This window comes from Serratia sp. AS12 (assembly GCF_000214195.1).
Taxonomy (GTDB): domain Bacteria; phylum Pseudomonadota; class Gammaproteobacteria; order Enterobacterales; family Enterobacteriaceae; genus Serratia; species Serratia plymuthica.
Genome location: NC_015566.1, coordinates 2,664,377 through 2,684,596 on the forward strand (window position 1 = coordinate 2,664,377; position 20,220 = coordinate 2,684,596).

At 55.8% G+C, this 20,220-nt stretch carries 17 protein-coding genes; 8 read left to right on the forward strand and 9 right to left on the reverse strand.

All coding sequences use genetic code 11. The features are described 5' to 3' along the window. Window positions 1-26: 26 nt before the first annotated feature. On the reverse strand, window positions 27-980 hold the full coding sequence (gene epsC / locus SERAS12_RS12415) for a serine O-acetyltransferase EpsC (protein WP_013812984.1): 954 nt from the start codon (window positions 978-980) through the stop codon (window positions 27-29). A 53-nt stretch (window positions 981-1,033) separates the two neighbouring features. Further along, window positions 1,034-1,474: a rhodanese-like domain-containing protein gene (locus SERAS12_RS12420; RefSeq protein ID WP_013812985.1), complete on the reverse strand. Its 441-nt coding sequence runs from the start codon at window positions 1,472-1,474 to the stop codon at window positions 1,034-1,036. A 349-nt stretch (window positions 1,475-1,823) separates the two neighbouring features. On the opposite strand from SERAS12_RS12420, the gene SERAS12_RS12425 reads away from it, so the two are divergent. From SERAS12_RS12425 to SERAS12_RS12455, 7 genes are all read left to right on the forward strand, one after another. Continuing rightward, on the forward strand, window positions 1,824-2,774 hold the full coding sequence (locus SERAS12_RS12425) for a 2-hydroxyacid dehydrogenase (protein ID WP_013812986.1): 951 nt from the start codon (window positions 1,824-1,826) through the stop codon (window positions 2,772-2,774). Between the two features lie 126 nt (window positions 2,775-2,900). Continuing rightward, window positions 2,901-4,208, forward strand: a complete 1,308-nt coding sequence (locus SERAS12_RS12430) for an MFS transporter (RefSeq protein ID WP_013812987.1) — start codon at window positions 2,901-2,903, stop codon at window positions 4,206-4,208. Between the two features lie 88 nt (window positions 4,209-4,296). Next, window positions 4,297-5,031 (forward strand): MurR/RpiR family transcriptional regulator, encoded by a 735-nt coding sequence (locus tag SERAS12_RS12435; protein ID WP_013812988.1) that lies wholly within the window; start codon window positions 4,297-4,299, stop codon window positions 5,029-5,031. A gap of 261 nt (window positions 5,032-5,292) precedes the next feature. After that, window positions 5,293-6,729 (forward strand): 6-phospho-beta-glucosidase, encoded by a 1,437-nt coding sequence (locus SERAS12_RS12440; protein WP_013812989.1) that lies wholly within the window; start codon window positions 5,293-5,295, stop codon window positions 6,727-6,729. Between the two features lie 577 nt (window positions 6,730-7,306). After that, complete coding sequence (pcaH, locus tag SERAS12_RS12445; RefSeq protein WP_013812991.1) at window positions 7,307-8,035, forward strand: protocatechuate 3,4-dioxygenase subunit beta; 729 nt, start codon at window positions 7,307-7,309, stop codon at window positions 8,033-8,035. Further along, window positions 8,035-8,658, forward strand: coding sequence for a protocatechuate 3,4-dioxygenase subunit alpha (gene pcaG / locus SERAS12_RS12450; RefSeq protein WP_013812992.1), 624 nt, complete (start codon window positions 8,035-8,037; stop codon window positions 8,656-8,658). The genes pcaH and pcaG overlap by 1 nt, the downstream gene beginning before the upstream one ends. A gap of 98 nt (window positions 8,659-8,756) precedes the next feature. Next, complete coding sequence (locus tag SERAS12_RS12455; protein ID WP_013812993.1) at window positions 8,757-9,692, forward strand: LysR substrate-binding domain-containing protein; 936 nt, start codon at window positions 8,757-8,759, stop codon at window positions 9,690-9,692. Here the strand turns inward: SERAS12_RS12455 and pcaC are convergent. The 5 genes from pcaC to SERAS12_RS12480 all read right to left on the reverse strand — a co-directional run bounded on the left by pcaC (window position 9,689) and on the right by SERAS12_RS12480 (window position 15,825). Next, a complete protein-coding gene (gene pcaC, locus SERAS12_RS12460) occupies window positions 9,689-10,078 on the reverse strand; it encodes a 4-carboxymuconolactone decarboxylase (protein ID WP_013812994.1) in 390 nt (129 codons plus the stop codon). The genes SERAS12_RS12455 and pcaC overlap by 4 nt on opposite strands. Beyond that, window positions 10,071-11,435, reverse strand: a complete 1,365-nt coding sequence (locus SERAS12_RS12465; protein WP_013812995.1) for a 3-carboxy-cis,cis-muconate cycloisomerase — start codon at window positions 11,433-11,435, stop codon at window positions 10,071-10,073. The genes pcaC and SERAS12_RS12465 overlap by 8 nt, the downstream gene beginning before the upstream one ends. A 145-nt stretch (window positions 11,436-11,580) precedes the next feature. Continuing rightward, window positions 11,581-12,759, reverse strand: a complete 1,179-nt coding sequence (locus SERAS12_RS12470; protein WP_013812996.1) for a 4-hydroxybenzoate 3-monooxygenase — start codon at window positions 12,757-12,759, stop codon at window positions 11,581-11,583. Window positions 12,760-12,770: 11 nt separating this feature from the next. Next, window positions 12,771-14,126, reverse strand: a complete 1,356-nt coding sequence (locus tag SERAS12_RS12475) for an MFS transporter (RefSeq protein WP_013812997.1) — start codon at window positions 14,124-14,126, stop codon at window positions 12,771-12,773. Between the two features lie 337 nt (window positions 14,127-14,463). Then, window positions 14,464-15,825: an MFS transporter gene (locus SERAS12_RS12480; protein ID WP_370576159.1), complete on the reverse strand. Its 1,362-nt coding sequence runs from the start codon at window positions 15,823-15,825 to the stop codon at window positions 14,464-14,466. A gap of 526 nt (window positions 15,826-16,351) precedes the next feature. On the opposite strand from SERAS12_RS12480, the gene SERAS12_RS12485 reads away from it, so the two are divergent. Further along, window positions 16,352-17,215, forward strand: a complete 864-nt coding sequence (locus SERAS12_RS12485; RefSeq protein WP_013812999.1) for a shikimate dehydrogenase — start codon at window positions 16,352-16,354, stop codon at window positions 17,213-17,215. A 38-nt stretch (window positions 17,216-17,253) separates the two neighbouring features. On the opposite strand, the gene SERAS12_RS12490 is transcribed toward SERAS12_RS12485, so the two are convergent. Continuing rightward, window positions 17,254-19,128: a bifunctional sugar phosphate isomerase/epimerase/4-hydroxyphenylpyruvate dioxygenase family protein gene (locus tag SERAS12_RS12490; protein ID WP_013813000.1), complete on the reverse strand. Its 1,875-nt coding sequence runs from the start codon at window positions 19,126-19,128 to the stop codon at window positions 17,254-17,256. A gap of 184 nt (window positions 19,129-19,312) precedes the next feature. Then, window positions 19,313-20,191: an ATP-grasp fold amidoligase family protein gene (locus SERAS12_RS12495; protein ID WP_013813001.1), complete on the reverse strand. Its 879-nt coding sequence runs from the start codon at window positions 20,189-20,191 to the stop codon at window positions 19,313-19,315. Between the last annotated feature and the right edge of the window lie 29 nt (window positions 20,192-20,220).

The following is a 20,220-nucleotide window of genomic DNA, read 5'->3' on the forward strand; positions in this document are numbered from 1 at the left end:
TATTAACAGGGTTGAAATGCGCCACATTAAATACCTGAGCCAAATTCATGACTGTCGCTCTGGATATTTGCCTGGCGAATATTGCTGCCCGGTTTGACGCTGCGCGTCAGCCAGACGTTGCCGCCAATGGACGATCCTTTGCCAATGGTAATTCTGCCCAACAAAGTGGCACCGGCGTAGATCACCACATCGTCTTCAATAATCGGATGGCGTGGCTGCCCTTTTTGCAGAATGCCGGACTCCTCGGTGACAAAGCGTTTGGCGCCCAGCGTGACCGCCTGATAGAGACGTACCCGCTTGCCGATAATGGCGGTTTCGCCAATCACTACGCCAGTGCCGTGGTCGATAAAAAAGCCGTCATCGATTTGTGCACCGGGATGAATATCGATACCGGTTTCACCGTGAGCCTTTTCGGCGATGATGCGCGCCAGCAAAGGAACGCCCGCGAGATAGAAATAGTGCGCCAGCCGGTGGTGGATAATGGCGTTGACGCCGGGGAAACACAGTAGCACCTCGTCCACGCTGCGCGCCGAAGGATCGCCGTGATAAGCGGCCAGAATGTCGCTGTCCAGCCGGCGGCGGATGGCCGGCAGCACGGCGGCGAACTGCCGCACCAGCGTCACCGCCTGCGCATTGAGCGAGTCCCCTTGTTCTGCGTCGTCGCTCTCAGAACGGCTAAACCCCAAAGCGAGGCGTACCTGAATCAGCAGTGCATTCAGCACCGCATCCAGCGTATGACCAACGAAGTAGTCTTCGCTTTCATGGCGCAGATCGTCCGGCCCCAATCGCATCGGGAATAAAATCGCCCGCAGCGATTCGGTTATTTCGTTGACCGCACTTTTCGACGGCAGCTCCTTTTGCCCGGAAAGTGACGCCTGGCCGCTGCGCTCGCGCCAGGAGAGCCGCGCTGAGCGCAGCTCATTAACAATATCGGCAAGTTGCCAGTTGGTATTTTCTTGCGGTTGTGAAAAGCGAGTCATAATTCCCTCTGTTTATGTGATAACACCCAATGACCCACTCGATTCGAGCGCCGTCAGGCTGTCTTTAGCCAGGGTAAATGTCGCGCGCCCTCAATCCCGCCTTGCACCCCGTAAGCCTGCGCATAACCGGCTTTAAGGGCGGCCAGTACCGCATCGGCGGAGCGTTTGCCGGTTTGGCACAACAAGATGACCTGCTGCTGTTTATCGACGACTTTGCTTAATTCGAGGAAGAAACGTGGGTTGCGGATTTTATTCGAACCGGTTAACCAGGGAACCAACGCGGATTGCTCAACGTAGCCAAAGGTTTTGCGCTCTTCCGGGGTACGGATATCCACCAATACCGCCGCCCCGCTGTTAAGTAATTGCCAACTGACCTCCGGCGTCAGATCGCGTTCAAAAACGGCGGTGTTTTGGGCGACATAGTTATCCCTGCCTGGGCTATCCGCATTCACGTTGGAATGGGTTTTAAAGGTTTGTGCTGATGCGTAGGACATACTCACCTCCGGCATATTCTCTATTTTTCAGTAGGGTCGTTTTCTTTCATTAACTTCAATTTATTACCCTTTCCGACCAGCAATAAATAACTTTTCATTAGGGCTTATAGTAAAAGCATCTAGCCCGGCTTAGCTAAAATCAGGCTAATGAAAACCAATTATTGGCTTATGAATTTCGATTTTTGCGCGGCGATGTTACAGCGCGCTGTTACCCGTTTTCTCCCGTCGATCACATTACGGGTAACACAGTTTGTTAACACTCTTCAGCGTGATATCTGTCGCAAAAACGCCGTCTGAAAACCGCTTTGATAACAGCAACGAAACAATGGTGTTTTCTGAACAGGTAAAAATGATGACCGATACCCTCAATGACGTGTTGTTAATCGCCCCGCTAATGGACAGCCTGCTTGCTCGCCTTGAGGCCGACTTTGTGGTGCACCGTCTCTACGAACAGGCTGACCCGGCCGCTTTCCTGGCAGCCAATGGCGGAACCCTCACCGCACTGGTCACCCGCGGCGATATTGGCGTTGCTACGTCGGTACTGGAACAACTGCCGAATCTGGGGCTGATTGCCGTTTTCGGCGTGGGTACCGACGCCATTGACCTGAGTTATACCCGGCAGCGCGGCATTGCAGTCGCCATCACCTCCGGCGCACTGACGGAAGACGTGGCGGATATGGCGCTGGGGTTGCTGCTGGCAACCGCGCGCCAGCTGTGCCACTACGACCGTTTTGTGCGTGAAGGTCGCTGGCTGCAGGAAGCGCCGGGCCTGTCGGTGCAGGTCAGCGGCAAGCGCCTCGGCATTTTTGGCATGGGCAACATCGGCCGCGCCATTGCCCAGCGCGCTGCCGGTTTCAACATGCATATTCAATACGCCAGCCACCAACAGGATAGCGCATTACCCTATGCCTACTTCCCTGACCCCCTCTCCCTGGCGCGGGAAAGCGACTTCTTTGTTATCGCCATTTCCGGCGGTAAAGACAGCATAGGCCTGGTGGACAAGACGATCTTCAACGCTCTGCCGCCGCACGCGCTGGTGATTAACATTGCCCGCGGCAGCATCGTTAATGAACAGGATCTGATCGATGCCCTGCAAAGCGGCGCCATCGCAGGTGCCGGGCTGGATGTCTACGCCGACGAGCCCAGGGTGCCCGCCGCGCTGATTGGCATGAACAACGTGGTGCTGCAACCCCACGTCGCCAGTGGCACGCACGAAACCCGGCAAAAGATGAGCGACATCGTGTTCGCCAACGTCAGTGCCTATTTCAGGCACCAGCCTCTGCCCAACGCTATCGAATAATTAACAGGTTTTACTCATTTTGAACGACAGAACCTTATTTATACCCTATGAATTTCAAGCTGCAGCCAACAACGCTGCGGCTTGAAAGGCGACGGGTATACCTTGTGCCCGCAAAGAGAGATCGCTATGGATAATAAAATCCCCAACACCCGCTGGCTGCGGGTTATTGCCCCGATCCTGATCGCCTGCATTATTTCTTTTATGGACCGGGTTAATATCAGTTTTGCGCTGCCCGGCGGCATGGAAAGTGATTTGGGCATCACCAGCCAGATGGCCGGCCTGGCCAGCGGCATTTTCTTTATCGGTTACCTGTTTTTGCAGGTGCCCGGTGGACGCATCGCGGTTAACGGCAGCGGCAAACGTTTTATCGCCTGGTCTTTGTGCGCGTGGGCGGTAGTTTCGGTAGCCACCGGATTTGTCACCAATCACTATCAATTGCTGGTGCTGCGCTTTGTTCTGGGCATTTCCGAAGGGGGTATGCTGCCGGTGGTGCTGACCATGATCAGCAACTGGTTCCCGGAGAAAGAGCTGGGGCGCGCCAACGCTTTCGTCATGATGTTCGCCCCTCTTGGCGGCATGCTTACCGCACCGATCTCGGGTGCCATCATCAATCAGCTCGACTGGCGCTGGCTGTTTATACTTGAAGGGTTGCTGTCGCTGCTGGTGCTGGCCGTCTGGTGGCTGTTGATCAGCGATCGTCCGCAGGAGGCGCGTTGGTTGCCGGCCGGCGAGCGTGAATATCTGATAACCGAATTGGCGCGTGAACGCCAGGCTCGCAGTAAAGCGCAGCCGGTCAGTAATGCCCCACTAAGAGATGTGTTTCGCAATAAAGGGCTGATGAAGCTGGTACTGCTGAACTTCTTTTATCAAACCGGCGATTACGGCTACACCCTGTGGCTACCCACCATCCTGAAAAATCTCACCGGCGGCAATATGGCCTCGGTTGGGTTCCTGGCCATTTTGCCCTTCGTCGCCACGCTGCTGGGGATTTACCTGATTTCGGTACTCACCGACAAAACCGGCAAGCGCCGCCTGTGGGTGATGGTTTCACTGTTCTGCTTCGCCGCCGCGCTGTTGGCCTCGGTGGTACTGCGCCATAACGTGGTGGCGGCCTATATCGCCCTGGTGGTCTGCGGGTTCTTCCTCAAGGCCGCCACCAGCCCGTTCTGGTCGATGCCTGGCCGCATCGCTTCGGCGGAAGTGGCCGGCGGCGCGCGCGGCGTGATCAACGGCCTGGGCAATCTGGGCGGTTTTTGCGGGCCTTATCTGGTGGGCGTAATGATTTATCTGTACGGCCAGAACGTCGCCGTCTGCGGGCTGGCCGTCTCGCTGATTATCGCCGGTGTTATCGCTTGGCGGCTGCCGAAGGAGTGCGATCTGACCGGGTCCGAACCGGCACATGACGCCCTGCTGGAAAAGGCTAAACGCGCCTGAAAAGCAACGGAAACCACGAGCGGGCTGCGGCAAAATTTGCTATGTTAGCCCGCTGATTACGCTCTGTTGCCACTAGCCGGATAAGTCTATGTTTACCCATAAAGCAATCGCCGAACTCAACGCGCTGGAAATGATGGTTTATAACTACGTCATCAAAAACAAGAACCCGGTGATGTACATGACGATCCGCGAACTGGCCGAGGCCGCTGGGGTGTCTACCACCACCGTGTTGCGCTTTTGCAAGAAAATGGGGTGCGAGGGGTATTCCGAATTCCGTATCCGTTTCAAGCTGTATCTGGAACAGGCGGAAGTGATGCCGATGGATTTTGGCACCAGCGAAATCATCAGCTTTTTTAAAAGCATCAACAACGACGAGTTTAATCAGCAAATCGATCAGGCGGTGCAGCATATCGCCGCGGCGGAACGCATTATTTTCGTCGGCGTAAGCACCTCGGGCGCGTTAGGCAGATACGGTGCGCGTTTTTTTTCCAACGTCGGGAAATTCAGCACCCATATTGACGATCCTTATTATCCGATCAACAGCGATATGTATAAAAGCGCGGTGGCGATTATGCTTTCGGTCTCCGGCGAAACCGAAGAGATCCTGCGTCTCGCCAGCCAGTTCAGTCTGCATCACTGCAAGATTGTCAGCATCACCAACAACGAAACCTCGTCGCTGGCAAAAATTGCGGACTTCAACCTCTCCTACCACGTCCCCCAACAGCTCATTGCCGGCCAACATAATATCACTACCCAGATCCCGGTCATTTACATTATTGAAACCATCGGCAAGCGGCTGGGGAATATTAATACCACAAAATAAAACAGCCTGTTTTTTAAATGTGACAAATTACCGAAGCGGCAATTTGTTATATCGTGACATTTAATTCCAACTTGTTACTCTATTCTCAGACGCTAACAAAATATACCCTTCATACTTGAAGCTGCATCTGTGTTGGCCGCGCCCGCGCACCCCAGTCACTTAGCTTACTAAGCTCCTGGGGATTTACGGTCTTGCCGCCGTGATGCAACTCCAATTATTTTGCGTATAGCCTTTCATTAATAAACGAATGAGAATCCAACAATGAAACAGCAACAGTTACCGAAAGATTTTCTGTGGGGGGGCGCCGTCGCCGCGCACCAGGTTGAAGGCGGTTGGGATCAGGGCGGTAAAGGCCCAAGCATTGCCGACGTGTTGTCGGGCGGCTCGCACGGCGTGGACCGCGTGATGACCGATGGCGTGCTGGAAGGTTATAGCTACCCGAACCATGAAGCCGTGGATTTCTACGGCCGTTATAAGCAGGACGTGGCGCTGTTTGCCGAAATGGGCTTCAAATGCTTCCGCACCTCAATAGCCTGGACGCGCATCTTCCCTAAAGGGGATGAACTGGAGCCGAACGAAGCCGGCCTGCAATTCTACGACGATCTGTTCGATGAACTGCTGAAATACAACATTCAACCGGTGATCACCCTGTCCCACTTTGAAATGCCTTATCACCTGGTGAAGGAATACGGAGGCTGGAAAAACCGCCAGGTGGTGGATTTCTTCGTGCGTTTCAGTGAAGTGGTGCTACGCCGCTATCAGCACAAAGTGAAATACTGGATGACCTTTAACGAGATCAACAACCAGAGCAACTACCAGTATCCGCTGTTTGGTTACTGTTGCTCGGGTGTGGTGTACAGCGAAGAGCAGAATCCGGAGCAAACGCTGTATCAGGTATTGCACCATCAGTTCGTCGCCAGTGCGCAGGTAGTGAAACTCGGTCACCAGATTAACCCGGAATTCAAGATCGGCTGCATGCTGGCCTGCGTGCCCTTCTATCCGTTCTCCTGCAAGCCGGACGACGTTATGTACAGCGTCGAGGCGATGCACCAGCGTTACCTGTTCACCGACGTGCAGGTACGCGGTTACTACCCGTCTTACCTGCTGCGTGATTGGCAGCGCAAGGGCTTCCAGATTGAAATGCAGCCGCAGGACGAGCAAACCCTGCGCGAAGGTTGTGCGGACTACATCGGTTTCAGCTACTACATGAGCAACGCCCTGCAGGCGGATGCGCCAAGCAGCAGCGACGCCATGTTCGGCTTCCCGGGCAACGTGCCGAACCCGCACGTTAAAGCCTCCGACTGGGGCTGGCAGATTGACCCGGTTGGGCTGCGTTATTCGCTGAACGTGTTGTATGAACGCTACCAGAAACCGCTGTTTATCGTTGAGAACGGTTTTGGCGCCTTTGATAAAGTAGAGGCCGACGGCCAAATCAACGACGACTATCGCATCGACTACCTGAGCGCGCATATCGAGCAGATGAAGAAAGCGGTGATCGAAGACGGCGTAGATCTGATCGGTTACACCCCGTGGGGCTGTATCGACTGCGTGTCCTTCACTACCGGTGAGTACGGCAAGCGTTACGGCTTTATCTACGTCGACAAGCATGACGACGGCACCGGCACCCTCGAGCGTTCGCGCAAAAAGAGCTTTGACTGGTACCGCAACGTGATCGCCAGCAACGGCGAGCAGCTTTAAAAATCACGTTTTTTTTATGAAAACGCGAATGAGCCACAGCGATGTGGCTCATTCTTATTGGACCTTTGACATTCTCACTCGCTCAATAAAAACAATCAAAGCGCCAATTAACATTGATACGAAAAGCATTAAAACAAAAGTCACAAACCCGTCTAATCCATTCAGTGTGTTTATATATTTAATCGTGCAGATACACGTAAATAATGTAAAAGCATAATCCATTGGTTTCTTGATGCATCCATTCATTGTCAGCCTCGAAAATTCACAGACTACTCACCGAATCACTCTTATTTACGTGAGCGGACATTATCGTCTATTGCCATTAAATTAATTGATAATAGTTATCATTATCGAAGTTGAAATATCAGTGGCCGCAAACGAAATGTCAACAAATATCGCATTTATTTTCTCTCATCACATAACCTCAGGTTATGTAAAACACCGCTAAATTTCACTTTATCGTAACACTTCAGCTTGCGTAGACTCAGTGTGGGGACAGGGTTTCTCCCCTTCGCGCTGACATAACAACAAAACAGATCAGCCCTTTGTATCCTGCCTATGCCATGAGGATTTCCGCATGAGCCAGATAAATGAACTGTACCATCGCAACTACGATCGGCACCCGCCGGCGCTGGTGCCGGAATATAAAACCAGCGTGCTGCGTTCGCCGAAGAACGCATTGATCTCGCTGCAAAATTCGCTATCAGAAATCACCGGCCCGGTGTTCGGTCAGCATGAGCTTGGGGCGCTGGATAACGATCTTATCCTTAATTACGCCAAACAGGGTCTGCCGATCGGCGAGCGTATTATCGTGCACGGCTATGTGCGCGACGAGAACGGCCTGCCGTTGCGCAATACGCTGGTAGAAGTGTGGCAGGCCAACGCCGGCGGGCGTTACCGCCATAAAAAGGATCAGTATCTGGCACCGATAGACCCTAATTTCGGCGGTTGCGGCCGTATGCTGACCGACGATAACGGCTATTACTTCTTCCGCACCATCAAGCCCGGCCCCTATCCGTGGCGCAACCAGGTCAACGACTGGCGCCCCGCCCATATTCATTTCTCGCTGTCCGGCGACGCCTTCGCCCAGCGGCTGATCACCCAAATGTATTTTGAGGGCGATCCGCTGATTGCCAGTTGCCCAATCGTCCGCGCCATCAAAAATGACGATGCGGTACGCTCGCTGATCGCCGGGTTGGATAAAACCGCCTCGATTCAATTGGACAGCCTGGCTTATCGCTTCGATCTGGTGCTGCGCGGCCACCGCGCTACGCTGTTTGAAAACCGTCTGCAGGGGAAAGCATAATGCCGCAACAGTATCTGCCGGAAACGCCGTCGCAAACCGCCGGGCCTTATGTGCACATCGGCCTGGCCCCCTTTGCCGCCGGCTTCGATATCTTTGAAAACAACTTCAATCACGTGCTGACCCAGCCGGAAACCCAGGGCGAACGCATCACCCTCGAAGGCCGAGTGTTCGACGGCAGCGGTTCGCCGATCCGCGATGTGCTGTTGGAAATCTGGCAGGCCAATGCGCACGGTCGCTACAACCACCCTGGAGATCAACAGCACGACAAGCCGCTGGACGGCGCTTTTCGCGGTTGGGGCCGCAGTTGTTCGGATTTTGAAACCGGCCACTATCGCTTTGAAACCATCAAACCCGGCGCAGTTTGCGGGCGTGACGGCCGCCTGATGGCACCGCACGTTAATCTGTGGATCGTCGCGCGCGGTATCAATCTTGGGCTGCATACCCGGATGTATTTTGCCGACGAAGATGTCGCCAACCAGCAAGATCCGGTGCTGAACCTGATCGAACTGGAAGTCCGCCGCAAAACGCTGATTGCCCATCCCGAACGCCGTGGCGACGAGTTGGTGTATCGTTTTGACATTGTTATTCAGGGCGATCGCGAAACGGTATTCTTCGACCTGTAGTTCCCGCCACCGCTGCGGCCGCAAAAAATCTGCACGTCAGTGTAAATATGCGGCCGCCGTCACTTGTTGCCACTGGGGAAAACTCCCTACACTGGGGCATGAAAAAAGCCAATTTATTTATACAGCGCATGCGCTTGCGCCACATCAACGGGTTCGTCGCGGTGGCGCAGGAGCGCTCGCTGAGCCGTGCCGCCGACAAACTGAGCCTGAGCCAGCCGGCATTGTCGAAAACGCTGAGTGAACTGGAAGCCTTGACCGGTAACCGCCTGCTGGTACGCAACCGGCAAGGAACCCGGTTGACCGAACAAGGCGAACAGTTTTTGGGGTATGCCACGCGGGTGCTGGAGGCGCTGACCGCCGCCGGGCACGCGCTGGACAGGCTGGACGACGCACCGGCGCGGGTGCTGCGCATCGGTGCATTGCCGACTACCGCGCTGGGCATGTTGCCGCAGTCCATCGGCCAGTATCAGCAGGCGCACCCTTATTCACGTATTCAGGTGATCACCGCAAAAAATACCGAATTGCTGGCGCAGCTCAAAGCGGGCGACATCGACGTGGCGATTGGCCGCATGGCCGAACCGGAAATGATGAGTGGGATTGCCTTCGAACTGTTGCTGCTGGAATCATTGCTGATGGTGACACGTCCTGGGCATCCGCTGTTGAGCGAGACCATCACCCTCGAGCAGGCGCTGAGCTATCCGGCCATTTTGTCGCCCAAAGGCACGGTGCCGCGCCACAATACCGAGAACCTGTTATCCACCCAGGGGTTCAACCTCCCAGGCCAGTATATCGAGACGCTGTCGGCCTCTTTGGCACGCCAGATGACGCTGCAATTTGACTATGTGTGGTTTGTGCCTTCCAGCGCGGTTAAAACCGATATCGCCGCCGGGCAGCTTATCCCCCTGCCGCTGCCTACCCAGGGTATGGAGGAAGCCGTGGGTATTTTGAGCCGTAACGACGGCGAACTCAGTGATGCGGCGCTGGCGTTTATCGCCACCGTGCGCCGCATCGCCAACGCCACGCGTTCCGCTTAGCTCGCTTCGCGGTCCTGTTCAGCGAATACCTCTTCCGCCAGATGGAACGCCGAGTTTGCCGCCGGCAGGCCGCAGTACAGCGCGCTTTGCATCAATACTTCTTTGATCTCCTCGCGGGTCACGCCATTATTCGCTGCCGCTTTCAGGTGCATGCGCAGTTCGGCTTCGCGGTTAAGGGCGATCAACATGGAAATGGTGATCAAGCTGCGGGTGTGGCGTGCCAGCCCTGGCCGGGTCCAGATCTCCCCCCAGGCGTAGCGGCTGATAAAGTGCTGAAATTCCTCGTTTAACGGGCTGAGCCGGTCAAGACTGCGATCAACGTGGGCATCCCCCAGCACGGCCCGCCGCACCTCAATGCCCTGCTGATAACGTTGCTCATCATTCATATCGTTTTGCTCCTGCGGTTAACAGGGATGCCTGTTCCAGCACCCGTTGAGTAAATGTCTGCGCGCTGCCGAGGTAATGCTGCGGATCCAGCAACACAGCCAGCCGCTGCGGGGTTAAATGGGCCATTACCCTGCTGTCTTCCAGCAAGACGTCGAGCAACGTGCGTTGCTGCGCCAGTGCCAAATGGCACTGTTTTTCAATAAGCTGATGGGCTTGCTGGCGGCCGATAGCTTCGCCCAACGCCATCGTCACGGCTTCGGCCATGATCAACCCACCGGTTAACTTCAGGTTATGTTGCATCTGCTGCGGGAACACCTGCAAACCGGCGATCAGATCGCCTGCCGTGTGCAATGCGCCCGCTGCCAACATCACCAACTCCGGCAAGCTTTCCCACTCGGCGTGCCAACCGCCCAGGCCACGTTCATGTTCCTGCACCATAGCGGCATGCAACCCGCCGACCAGCGCCGGAACCCGGTTGGCCGCCGCGAGGATCACCGCGCAGGCCACCGGATTGCGCTTATGTGGCATGGTGGAGGAGCCACCGCGCCCTTCTGCCGCCGGTTCGGCGACCTCCGCCACTTCGGTTTGCATCAGCAAAGAGATGTCTCGCGCCAGTTTGCCCAGCGTACCGGTTAAACCGGCGTACCAGCCGGCAATCTCCAGTAGCCGATCGCGCTGGCTGTGCCAAGGCGTATCCGCCGCGCTCAGTTGCAACCGCACGGCCAATGCGGTCACCAGCAGATCACCGTCTTCACCCAGTGACGCCAACGTTCCCGCCGCGCCGCCCAGTTGCAGCGCCAGCACCCGCGAGCGCATTTCATCGAACCGCTGCCGGTAACGCAGCAAAGCATCCAGCGTACCGGCCAACTTTAGCCCTAGCGTGGTCGGCAACGCGTGTTGCATCCAGGTGCGCCCAACCAGCACGCAATCCTGATGCAGCGTAATTTGTTGCACCAGCGCCGCGATCAACCGGTTCAGATCCTCTTGCGTGAGGGTGATAGCCTGCCGCAGTTGCAGCATCAAACCGCTGTCGATGGCGTCCTGACTGGTTGCTCCCCAGTGAACAAAGCGTGCGGCACCGGCATCGCGCTGCGCGACCAACGCCGTGAGTTGCTTTACCAGCGGGATCGCCAGGTTGCCGGCCAGCGCCGCCGCCTGCGCCAGCGCTGCGCTGTCTATTAAATGACTGTGGCAACAGGCGGCGATGTGTTGCGCGGCGTCTGGCGGAATGATCCCCAACCCAGCCTGCGCGGTGGCCAGCGCGGCTTCGAAATCCAGCATGCCCTGCAGGGTGGCGGTATCGCTGAAACATTCGCTAACCGCTGAAGACCGCAGCAACGGCGTCAGTAATTCCATAAATTCTCCGACCTAAAAGGGGCTTTTTCCGATGATGGCGCGACCCAAGGCAGGGTGCAAGAGCGATAAACGCTACTTTGGGCGATAATCGAAACATTGAACATCTTTCTGCTGCCGGTTGTGTTTTTTGTGATCCCGGTTGGGGTCAGCTCATCTGAAAAGGTGAGCCGACGTAATTTTCCGCCAATACGGTCATGGCACTGCGCGACTTGACCGTATATTGCAGTTCCGACAGCTGCAGCCTCTGCTGGAATGGGCTACCGTCGGGGTGGGTGTGCAACATGTTGGTCATCCACCAGGAAAAATGCTCGGCGCGCCATACCCGCTTGAGGGCATCGTCGCTGTAGCTGTCAAGCCGCCGCCAGCTTTTGCGCAGATAAAACGTCTCCAACGCTTGCGACAGCAGGCAGACGTCCGCCATCGCCAGGTTTAACCCCTTCGCCCCGGTCGGCGGTACGATATGCGCGGCATCCCCCGCCAGCAGCAGGCGCTTGCAGCGCATGGGCTCAGTGACAAAGCTGCGCATGCCAACCACGTTTTTCTGGAAAATACGGCCCTTTTTCAGCGACCAGCCGTCGTGATTTTCCAGCCGGGTTTCCAGTTCGCTCCAGATTCGATCGTCCGACCATTGATCGACGTTTTCCGCCGGATCGCACTGGAAATACATCCGTTGCACGCCTGCCGACCGGGTGCTGATCAGTGCGAAACCCCGCGCATGCCGGGCGTAGATTAATTCATCACTGGAAGGGGGTGCCTCCACCAGAATGCCGAACCAACCGAAGGGATAGGTCCGGGTGTAATCCTGGCGCAACCCCCCGGGCATCGCCGCCCGGCTGATACCGTGAAATCCGTCGCAACCGATAACGAAATCGCAGCTTAGCTGCCGCTGTTCACCGGAGTGGCAGTAATGAACCTGCGGCCGTTCGCTGTCCAGTGCCTGTAATGACACCTGCTCGACCTCAAAATAGAGCTGGGCCTGCGCCGCTTGCCGCGCGGCTATCATGTCCTTCAACACCTCGTGCTGGGCATAAACGGTGATCGCCCGGTCAGTGAGCTCGGTGAGGTCTATCCGATGCTGTTGCCCGCCAAACGCCAGCCGAATGCCGTGGTGCTGCACGCCTTCTCTGCGCATCCGTTCGCCGAGCCCGGTTTGGTTCAGTAAATCTACCGTGCCTTGCTCAAGCACCCCGGCACGAATCGTGGATTCCACCGCCTGCCGGCTGCGCGTCTCCAGTACCACAGACTCAATACCCTGCAGATGCAGCAGGTGCGATAACATCAATCCGGCGGGGCCGGCGCCGATAATGGCGACCTGTGTACGCATGTTTATCTCCCTTATAGCGCTTTATTGAGTGAGCTGGGCAACGCCGGCGTGCGGGTGGAAAAGTGTTTGATCATCAGTGCCACTGCGGCAACCAATGCGGGAATGGCCAGCAGAGTGAAAATGGTGCTGAACGACAGCTGCATTTGCATCAGCACGCCGCCGCTCATGGCGCCAAGAATACCGCCGAAGCGCCCCAACCCCAGCATCCAGGCCACGCCTGTCGCCCGCCCCTGGGTCGGATAAAACCCGGCGGCCAGCGCTGGCATTGAGGACTGCGCCCCGTTCATGCAGGTACCGGCGATAAATACCGTCACCGCCATCAGCACCGGATGGGTATAAACGTAACCAATCGCACAGACAAACAGCCCGGTCAGCAGATAGCCCACCGCCACCACCTTGTGGGGGTTCATTCGGTCCATCAGCCAGCCGATGATCAGCACGCCAATGCCGCCGCCCAAAGGAAACAGTGCGGTAATCAACGAAGCCTGGCGGATGGAGGCGCCGGTTTCGCGGATCAGCAGCGGCAACCAACTGGTCAACAGGTAGAAAATCATCAGGCCCATAAAGTAGGTCAGACACAGCATCAGCGTGCCCATCAGATAGCGCTGGGAGAAAATCACACCCAGCGCCGATTTCGCCTTCACCTGGCCGCTTTCACTCAGGGTAAAACGCAGCGATTCCGGCAAGTTGATCGGTGCTATGCGCTTGAGCACCGCAGCGATGCGTTCGCGCGGGTAACCGTGCACCACCATGAAACGGGCGGATTCCGGCAGGGCGACAATTAACACTACCGCCAGCAGCAGCGGCATTACGCCGCCCAGCACCATCACGCTCTGCCAGCCAAAGTGCGGGATCAACCAGGCGGAAACGAAACCGCCCATGGAGGAGCCGAGCGGGAAGCCGCAGAACATCAGGTTCACCAGCAGCGCACGTTTGCGCTCGGGCGCATATTCCGACATCAGGGTGGCGGCATTCGGCATCGCCGCCCCCAGACCCAGTCCGGTTAAAAAACGCAGTAACGTCAACATGGGCAGCGAGGTGGCAAACGCCGTCAGCAGGCTGAAACCGCCAAACAGGATCAGCGACATCACCAGCACCTTTTTGCGGCCAATGCGGTCCGCCAGCGGCCCGGCGGTCAGCGCGCCCACCGCCAGCCCCACCAGTGCGGCACTCATCACCGGCCCCAGCGAGGTCTTCTCAATCCCCCAGTCCTGCACCAGCGAAGTGGCGATGAAACCGATGATCGCAGTATCGAATCCGTCCAGCGCTACCGTTAAAAAACACAGTATCAGGATCATCCACTGATAACGGGAAAAGGGCTTGGCATTGATAAACGACTGAATCTCTAAGGTGTTGTGATCGGACATTGGCGTTTCCTAAGTTGGCCTGGCGAAGAATGCCTGGCGGGAACGGCCAGACGCGACGCTGGCATAATCGCTATTTGTGCGATTATCGAAACTTAGTTCGTTAATCGACTATTAAATCAAAACACCGCCAACAATAAGTTTCAATATTGTTAAATTAATTAGCGTGCGATTACCGAACGAGAAAACGTTAACGTTTCTTTAAAGTTTTTATTTTCAAATGGATGAGCTGTTTTTTCGCAAAATGGAAGGAATGGAGTTCTGTGAGCTGATTAACATTGATGAAACATGATTTTTCAGCCGCGCACCGGCCTGATTAACCGGTGCGCGGCCTCAAGGATCAAATGCTCTTGGCGATTTCGCCTGTAGGTAACTGGGCCTGGCGATTATAGCCGCGGATGCCCTTAAGGAAGATGGCGCAAGCGGTGATCACCGCCGGAATGGCGATAATGGCGAAGATGCGTTCGAACCCCCACCCCAGCGCCAGCATCTCTGCGCCGGCAAAGGCGCTGAGGATAGCGCCAATGCGCCCGACGCCATGCATCCAGCTGGACCCGGTCGCCCGCGCCTCGGTCGGGTAATAGTGCGCCGACAGCGCATTCATGCCGGTATTGGCACCGTTCAGGCAAAAACCGCAGGCCAACGCCAGCACGCCGAGCATCACGCTGCTGTGAGAAGCCAACCCTATCATCACCGTGAAACAGGCACCCAACAGGTAGATCACACCCAGTGCCCGATGGGGATTAACTCGATCCATCAGCCAGCCGGCAAACAGCGAGCCTGCAGTACCACCGGCCTGATACAACGCCGTAATCACCGCCGCTTGCGCCACGCTCATCCCAATGCCTTTCACCAGCGTCGGCAGCCAGCTGCCCAGCAGATAGACCAGGAACAACGCCATAAAATACCCCAGCCATAGCATGATGCTGCCAAAACGGTACTGAGGCGATACCACAATCTGCATCGAGCCTTTACCGGGAGCAACCAGCGGCGGCAACGTGTAACGCGTGTTGGCATCGGTACTCCCCGGCGCCAGTTTTTCTACAATTTTGCCAATGCGTTCAGGGCTGGCGCGTTTGGTCACCAGGAATCGCACCGATTCCGGCAGCTTGGCGATCAGCAGCGGCACGCTAAGCAACGGCAGTATGCCCCCCAGCAGCAACAGCGCATGCCAACCCATCTGCGGAATAATCCATGAGGCGGCAAATCCCCCCAGCGCAGCGCCGAAGGTAAATCCACAGAACACGACGGTGATAATGAACGATCGTTTCTTTTCCGGTGCATATTCGGATATCAACGTGCCGACGTTCGGCATAGCCGCCCCGAGCCCCAGCCCGGTCATGAAGCGGAAGAAAATCATTTGATCGATATTCTGCGAAAATGCGGTGATCAGCGTCCACAAACCAAAAAAGAACACGCTGTTGATGATAATCACCCTGCGGCCCATCCAATCAGCCAGCGGTCCGGACAACAACGCGCCTATCGTCAGGCCGATCAACGCCGCACTGATCACCATGCCAAGTTGATGATTGCCAACGCCCCATTCGCTTTTCAGCTCCGGCGCGATAAAGCCCATCAGGGTAATGTCGAAACCGTCCAGTGCAATAACGATAAATCCAAGCAAAACGATCAATTTTTGATACCCGGATAACGGGCGATCGTTAATCAGTGTGCGAACATCAATTTCGTTTGAAGCCACAATGTCTTCCTCCGTACAGTCGGCTCAGGCCGCAAATGTCGTTATAAGCGTCGGGACTGTCTCCGCGTCGCTGTGTTATTCGCTTTACGGCCACCAGGGCTACAGGCGCAAATGAATGCAAATGTTCGATAATCGCACCAACATTCAAATATCGCACTTCCAATGTAAGAACTCTCAAGCGAGTCGGCAACGGAGGGTATCGATAATCTGGGCGGTTATCGAACCTATTGGTACGTTTGTCGCCAAGCTAAAACACCGCTCTACCGAGAGCCGATAATACAAAACGCTGAAAACTAATATAATTAATAACCTTATTGCCGGGTTAAATGCCAGCGCAGCGGCGAAAAATAATGTTGTCGAAGTGTGAGGAAGATCATTATGACGGTGCCAATGCCCGCGGATTGGTTAACATTCAGGCAACATGATGCCGATCACAAATCAAAAATAGCCGGTTTACATAAGGTACCAAATGGTTCATTTTTTCTTCATGCCGCCATCCACGGCGACCCAGCCCAGACACGGAGAAACCATGAATAATGACCCACAACGCCCCCCGCTCTATTTGCTCGCCCTGCTGGGCCAAGGCATTCAGGGTTCGCTGTCACCGCAGCTGTACGAGCAGGAGGCCCGTCGGCAAGGCCTGCGTTGCGCCTATCAACTGCTCGATTTCACCCAGCGCGGCTGGGCTGACGACCGCCTGCCGGAGGTGCTCGACAGCCTGGCGCTGTTGGGTTTCACCGGCTGCAATATCACGCATCCGTTCAAGCAACAGGTCATTCCCTGGCTGGATGAGCTGTCGCCGCAGGCCAGCGCCATCGGCGCAGTCAATACCGTACTGTTCCAGAATGGCAAACGCATTGGTCACAACACCGATTGCGACGGGTTTATCACCCACTTTAGCCAAGGATTGGCGGGCGAAAATATCCATCGCGTGGTTCAGGTGGGTGCGGGCGGCGCGGGCTATGCGGTAGCTTATGGCCTGCTGGCACACGGCGTCGACCATTTGATGTTGTACGATCGTGATCCGGCGCGCAGCCACAACCTGCAACAGCAGTTGGCCCGGCATTTTGGCGAACAGCGGATTAGCGTGACGGAAAACGTAGCCGGAGCGCTGGCCGACAGCGATGGCCTGGTACAGGCTACGCCGATCGGCATGACAGGCCACCCCGGCATGCCGGTGGATATCGATTGGCTGCAACCGCGCCACTGGCTGGCGGACGTGATTTATGTTCCCCGGGAAACCGAGCTGGTGAAAAAGGCCCGCGCCAAAGGCTGCCGGGCTATCGTGGGCGACGGCATGGTGGTGCACCAGGCCGCGCTGGCGTTTCAGCTGTATACCGGGCACGCGCCGGATACCGCAAGCATGAGTCAGGTATTCCAGCAGGCCGGTTAACCAGAACGGGCGCGGTCAATGTGAACCGCGCCCTGCTATCACCGCAATTGCCTCATCGCCGCCAAACGCGCCGCACCATTCACCGCACCATACTGGGCATAACCGCCTGACCTTTGCAGTAACTCAAAGAAGAAGCGCCCTTCGGCAAAAGGTTGGCTGTAAACGTGCAACAGTTCACCGCCCTGCGCGTCGCGATCGTAGAGGATATGGTGCTGCGCCAGCCGGGCGATAAAGACGTCATCGAGATCAAAACGGGCAGCCAGATCTTCATAGTAGTTATCGGCGATGGTCAACAGCCGCATCCCCTTGGCTTTGGCTTGTTCAACCGCCTGAAAAATATCCCCGGTCGAAAACGCAACGTGTTGTAACCCTGCGCCGTGGTAAGTCTCCACCGTTCTGGCGCTGAGCGTCGCGCTGCTCTGCGAGACGTTAAGCGGCAGGCGGATGCCGTTACAGCGGCTGTGCATTACCCGGCTGTGCACCAGCCCGTAAGGATCCGGCAGCAGTTGTTCGCCGTCCGGCTCGAAACCCGGCACGCAGCGCAAAAACATCACCCAGTTTTTTAAGGCGCTTTCAGGCATCGCCACCGCCAGATGATCGATACTCTCAAGCTCAAAAACGGAGCGCGATGGTCGTTCGCGCAGATGGAAGTCATCCCGATAAATCGCCGCTTCGTCGCCGTTTACCGGAGTCTCGACCAGATAGATCAGGCTGCCATCGGGCGCGCACAGCGCCGGAATACGGTGTTCGTTAGGGCCAACCTGCCCCTGATATACCGGATAACCGAAGTCATGCGCCCGCTGCAGCAAAGCGGACGGATCCGCCACCCGCCAGGCCACTGCGCACAGCGAAGCGCCATGGCGTTCACGGTAGTCATCGGCGAAAGAGTCGTTTTGCTGGTTAAGGATGATGCGAACCGCGCCGTTCTGATACAGCGTCACTGTCTTGGAACGGTGTTCACCGCGCAGGTTGAACCCCATTTGCTGCAGCCAACCGGCCAGACTTTCCGCCTCCTGCCGGTTTACCGCAAACTCGATAAACTCGATCTGCTGGCTTTCGGGCAAAGGCGCGCTGCGGAACAGTTCCGGCGTGGGCGGCTGAGTGGCGGCCACCTGTTCTTCCAGATACAGCAGCGAACGCAGGCCGTCCTGCGCCGTTGGGGCGCTCGGCGTTGCGCGAAAACCGTCGTTGAAAATCTCCAGCGACCAGGGGCCGGCGTAGCCTTTTTCGACCAGGCGACGGGCGAACTCGACCAGCGGTAATTCCCCCTGCCCAGGGAAACAACGGAAATGCCGGCTCCATTCGATCACTTCCATGTTCATCAACGGCGCATCGGCCAGTTGCAGGAAACTGATTTTCTCCGCCGGGATATCATCCAGTTGATCGAGGTTATCACCCAAGGCCAAAATATGAAAACTGTCCAGCACCAACCCCAATGCCGGGCTGTCGACGGCACGAACCCGTTCCCAGGCCTGGCGATAGCGATTCACATGCCGCCCCCAGGCGAGCGCCTCGTACCCCACCACGATGCCCTGTTGCTGCGCCAGGTTTGCCAGACGCCCCAGATCCTCAATCTGCAGATCAATATCCGCAGAGCAGTCGGGCGCCACATTGCTGCACAGCAGCATGCGATCGCAGCCCAGTTCTTGCATCAGCGCAAACTTGCGCCGCACGCGCTCAAGGTTGGCCGCCAGACGGTTGCGCGGGCCCCCTTCAAAGTCGCGGAACGGCTGGAACAGCGTAATCGCCAGCCCAAGATCCTGCGCCAGCCGACGGATATCCGCCGGTTTGCCGGGATAATACAGCAGGTCGTTTTCAAAAATCTCCACGCCGTCAAAACCGGCGGCGGCAATCGCTTCCAGCTTTTCCGGCAGGGTTCCCGCGATGGAGACGGTGGCTATAGAACGAAACATGACTTTTCCCCTTTACGACAGTGGTTACAAATCGGCTCGCCGCCGTTAAAGGGGGGAAACGGGCGGCGGCATATGCAGTTATAAATGAACCATAAGGTTCATTGTGTCAATGTGCCGCCCGCGAACGTTAACAACTCTTTAACCCGGATCACAAAAGCGCCGTCACTGCGCAGGGGATCGGATGTTATTTCAGCTTAAGCATCTTCCCGAGCAGGATATCCGTGGGTTCGAGTATGTCCGTATCAATCCCTGCCGAGGGTGTAAAGGTCAATTCACCAAAGATGACTTTGCCATGGGTGATATAGAAATCAACGCGGACAAATTCAAAGGGCGCAGACAGTTTCCTGGCGTACTCAAAGAGCTCATCGTAGCCTTCGGGTTTCACAAAAGCGTCGATCTCTTCCTGGCTGAGCGCCAGGCAATCTTGGCTATAACAAAGAAACTTGAAGTCTTTATCGAAGAAGTAATATTTTGGCATGCCGGTTTCTCTACCGACGCAAAGTAACGTGCAGTAAGGAACACCATGAAAGCAGTATATTTTATAATCATCAGGACCAGCGCAATTAGATGACTCTATGAATTTCTCACCTATTATTTTTTTATCGATGTTCTTATAATTTAACTCTGCATAGACCTTCCAATAGTCCTCGCGCATCCAGTTTTCAATGGTTTTCGATGTTTGCACCCTATCCAATGAACTTTTATCCTGACAAATCAGGTTGTAACCCGAACCGTGGTTCCCCTTAATCACGAACTTGTCAGGTAAAGACTCCCACGGGATCTCATGAACCGAATCGCAGGCGAAGTAAAGTTCATTGAGAATTTCTTCACAGCCCTGCGCTTTCAAATACTCCCTAACGGCGTATTTATCCGCGCATTGCGTGACCAGTGCATTGTTGCTGTAATTGTTAAGCTTAAGATAATTTATCTTCTCGTTCCATGTCGAAGGAGGCTTTAAGTTTAACGTTTTCCCGAATGCCTTTTTATATATAAGTTTGGTCTTGAACGTCGGCGCGAATGTAGCCAGTTGATTCATGATGAATTTATTAATGTGTCTTCTCATACAACCTGTCTCATCATTTGATAACAATA

Coding starts and splice junctions, on each gene's coding strand:
- epsC (WP_013812984.1), bottom strand. CDS start 980: ATGACTCGCTTTTCACAACCGCAAGAAAATACCAACTGGCAACTTGCC.
- SERAS12_RS12420 (WP_013812985.1), bottom strand. CDS start 1,474: ATGTCCTACGCATCAGCACAAACCTTTAAAACCCATTCCAACGTGAAT.
- SERAS12_RS12425 (WP_013812986.1), top strand. CDS start 1,824: ATGATGACCGATACCCTCAATGACGTGTTGTTAATCGCCCCGCTAATG.
- SERAS12_RS12430 (WP_013812987.1), top strand. CDS start 2,901: ATGGATAATAAAATCCCCAACACCCGCTGGCTGCGGGTTATTGCCCCG.
- SERAS12_RS12435 (WP_013812988.1), top strand. CDS start 4,297: ATGTTTACCCATAAAGCAATCGCCGAACTCAACGCGCTGGAAATGATG.
- SERAS12_RS12440 (WP_013812989.1), top strand. CDS start 5,293: ATGAAACAGCAACAGTTACCGAAAGATTTTCTGTGGGGGGGCGCCGTC.
- pcaH (WP_013812991.1), top strand. CDS start 7,307: ATGAGCCAGATAAATGAACTGTACCATCGCAACTACGATCGGCACCCG.
- pcaG (WP_013812992.1), top strand. CDS start 8,035: ATGCCGCAACAGTATCTGCCGGAAACGCCGTCGCAAACCGCCGGGCCT.
- SERAS12_RS12455 (WP_013812993.1), top strand. CDS start 8,757: ATGAAAAAAGCCAATTTATTTATACAGCGCATGCGCTTGCGCCACATC.
- pcaC (WP_013812994.1), bottom strand. CDS start 10,078: ATGAATGATGAGCAACGTTATCAGCAGGGCATTGAGGTGCGGCGGGCC.
- SERAS12_RS12465 (WP_013812995.1), bottom strand. CDS start 11,435: ATGGAATTACTGACGCCGTTGCTGCGGTCTTCAGCGGTTAGCGAATGT.
- SERAS12_RS12470 (WP_013812996.1), bottom strand. CDS start 12,759: ATGCGTACACAGGTCGCCATTATCGGCGCCGGCCCCGCCGGATTGATG.
- SERAS12_RS12475 (WP_013812997.1), bottom strand. CDS start 14,126: ATGTCCGATCACAACACCTTAGAGATTCAGTCGTTTATCAATGCCAAG.
- SERAS12_RS12485 (WP_013812999.1), top strand. CDS start 16,352: ATGAATAATGACCCACAACGCCCCCCGCTCTATTTGCTCGCCCTGCTG.
- SERAS12_RS12490 (WP_013813000.1), bottom strand. CDS start 19,128: ATGTTTCGTTCTATAGCCACCGTCTCCATCGCGGGAACCCTGCCGGAA.
- SERAS12_RS12495 (WP_013813001.1), bottom strand. CDS start 20,191: ATGAGAAGACACATTAATAAATTCATCATGAATCAACTGGCTACATTC.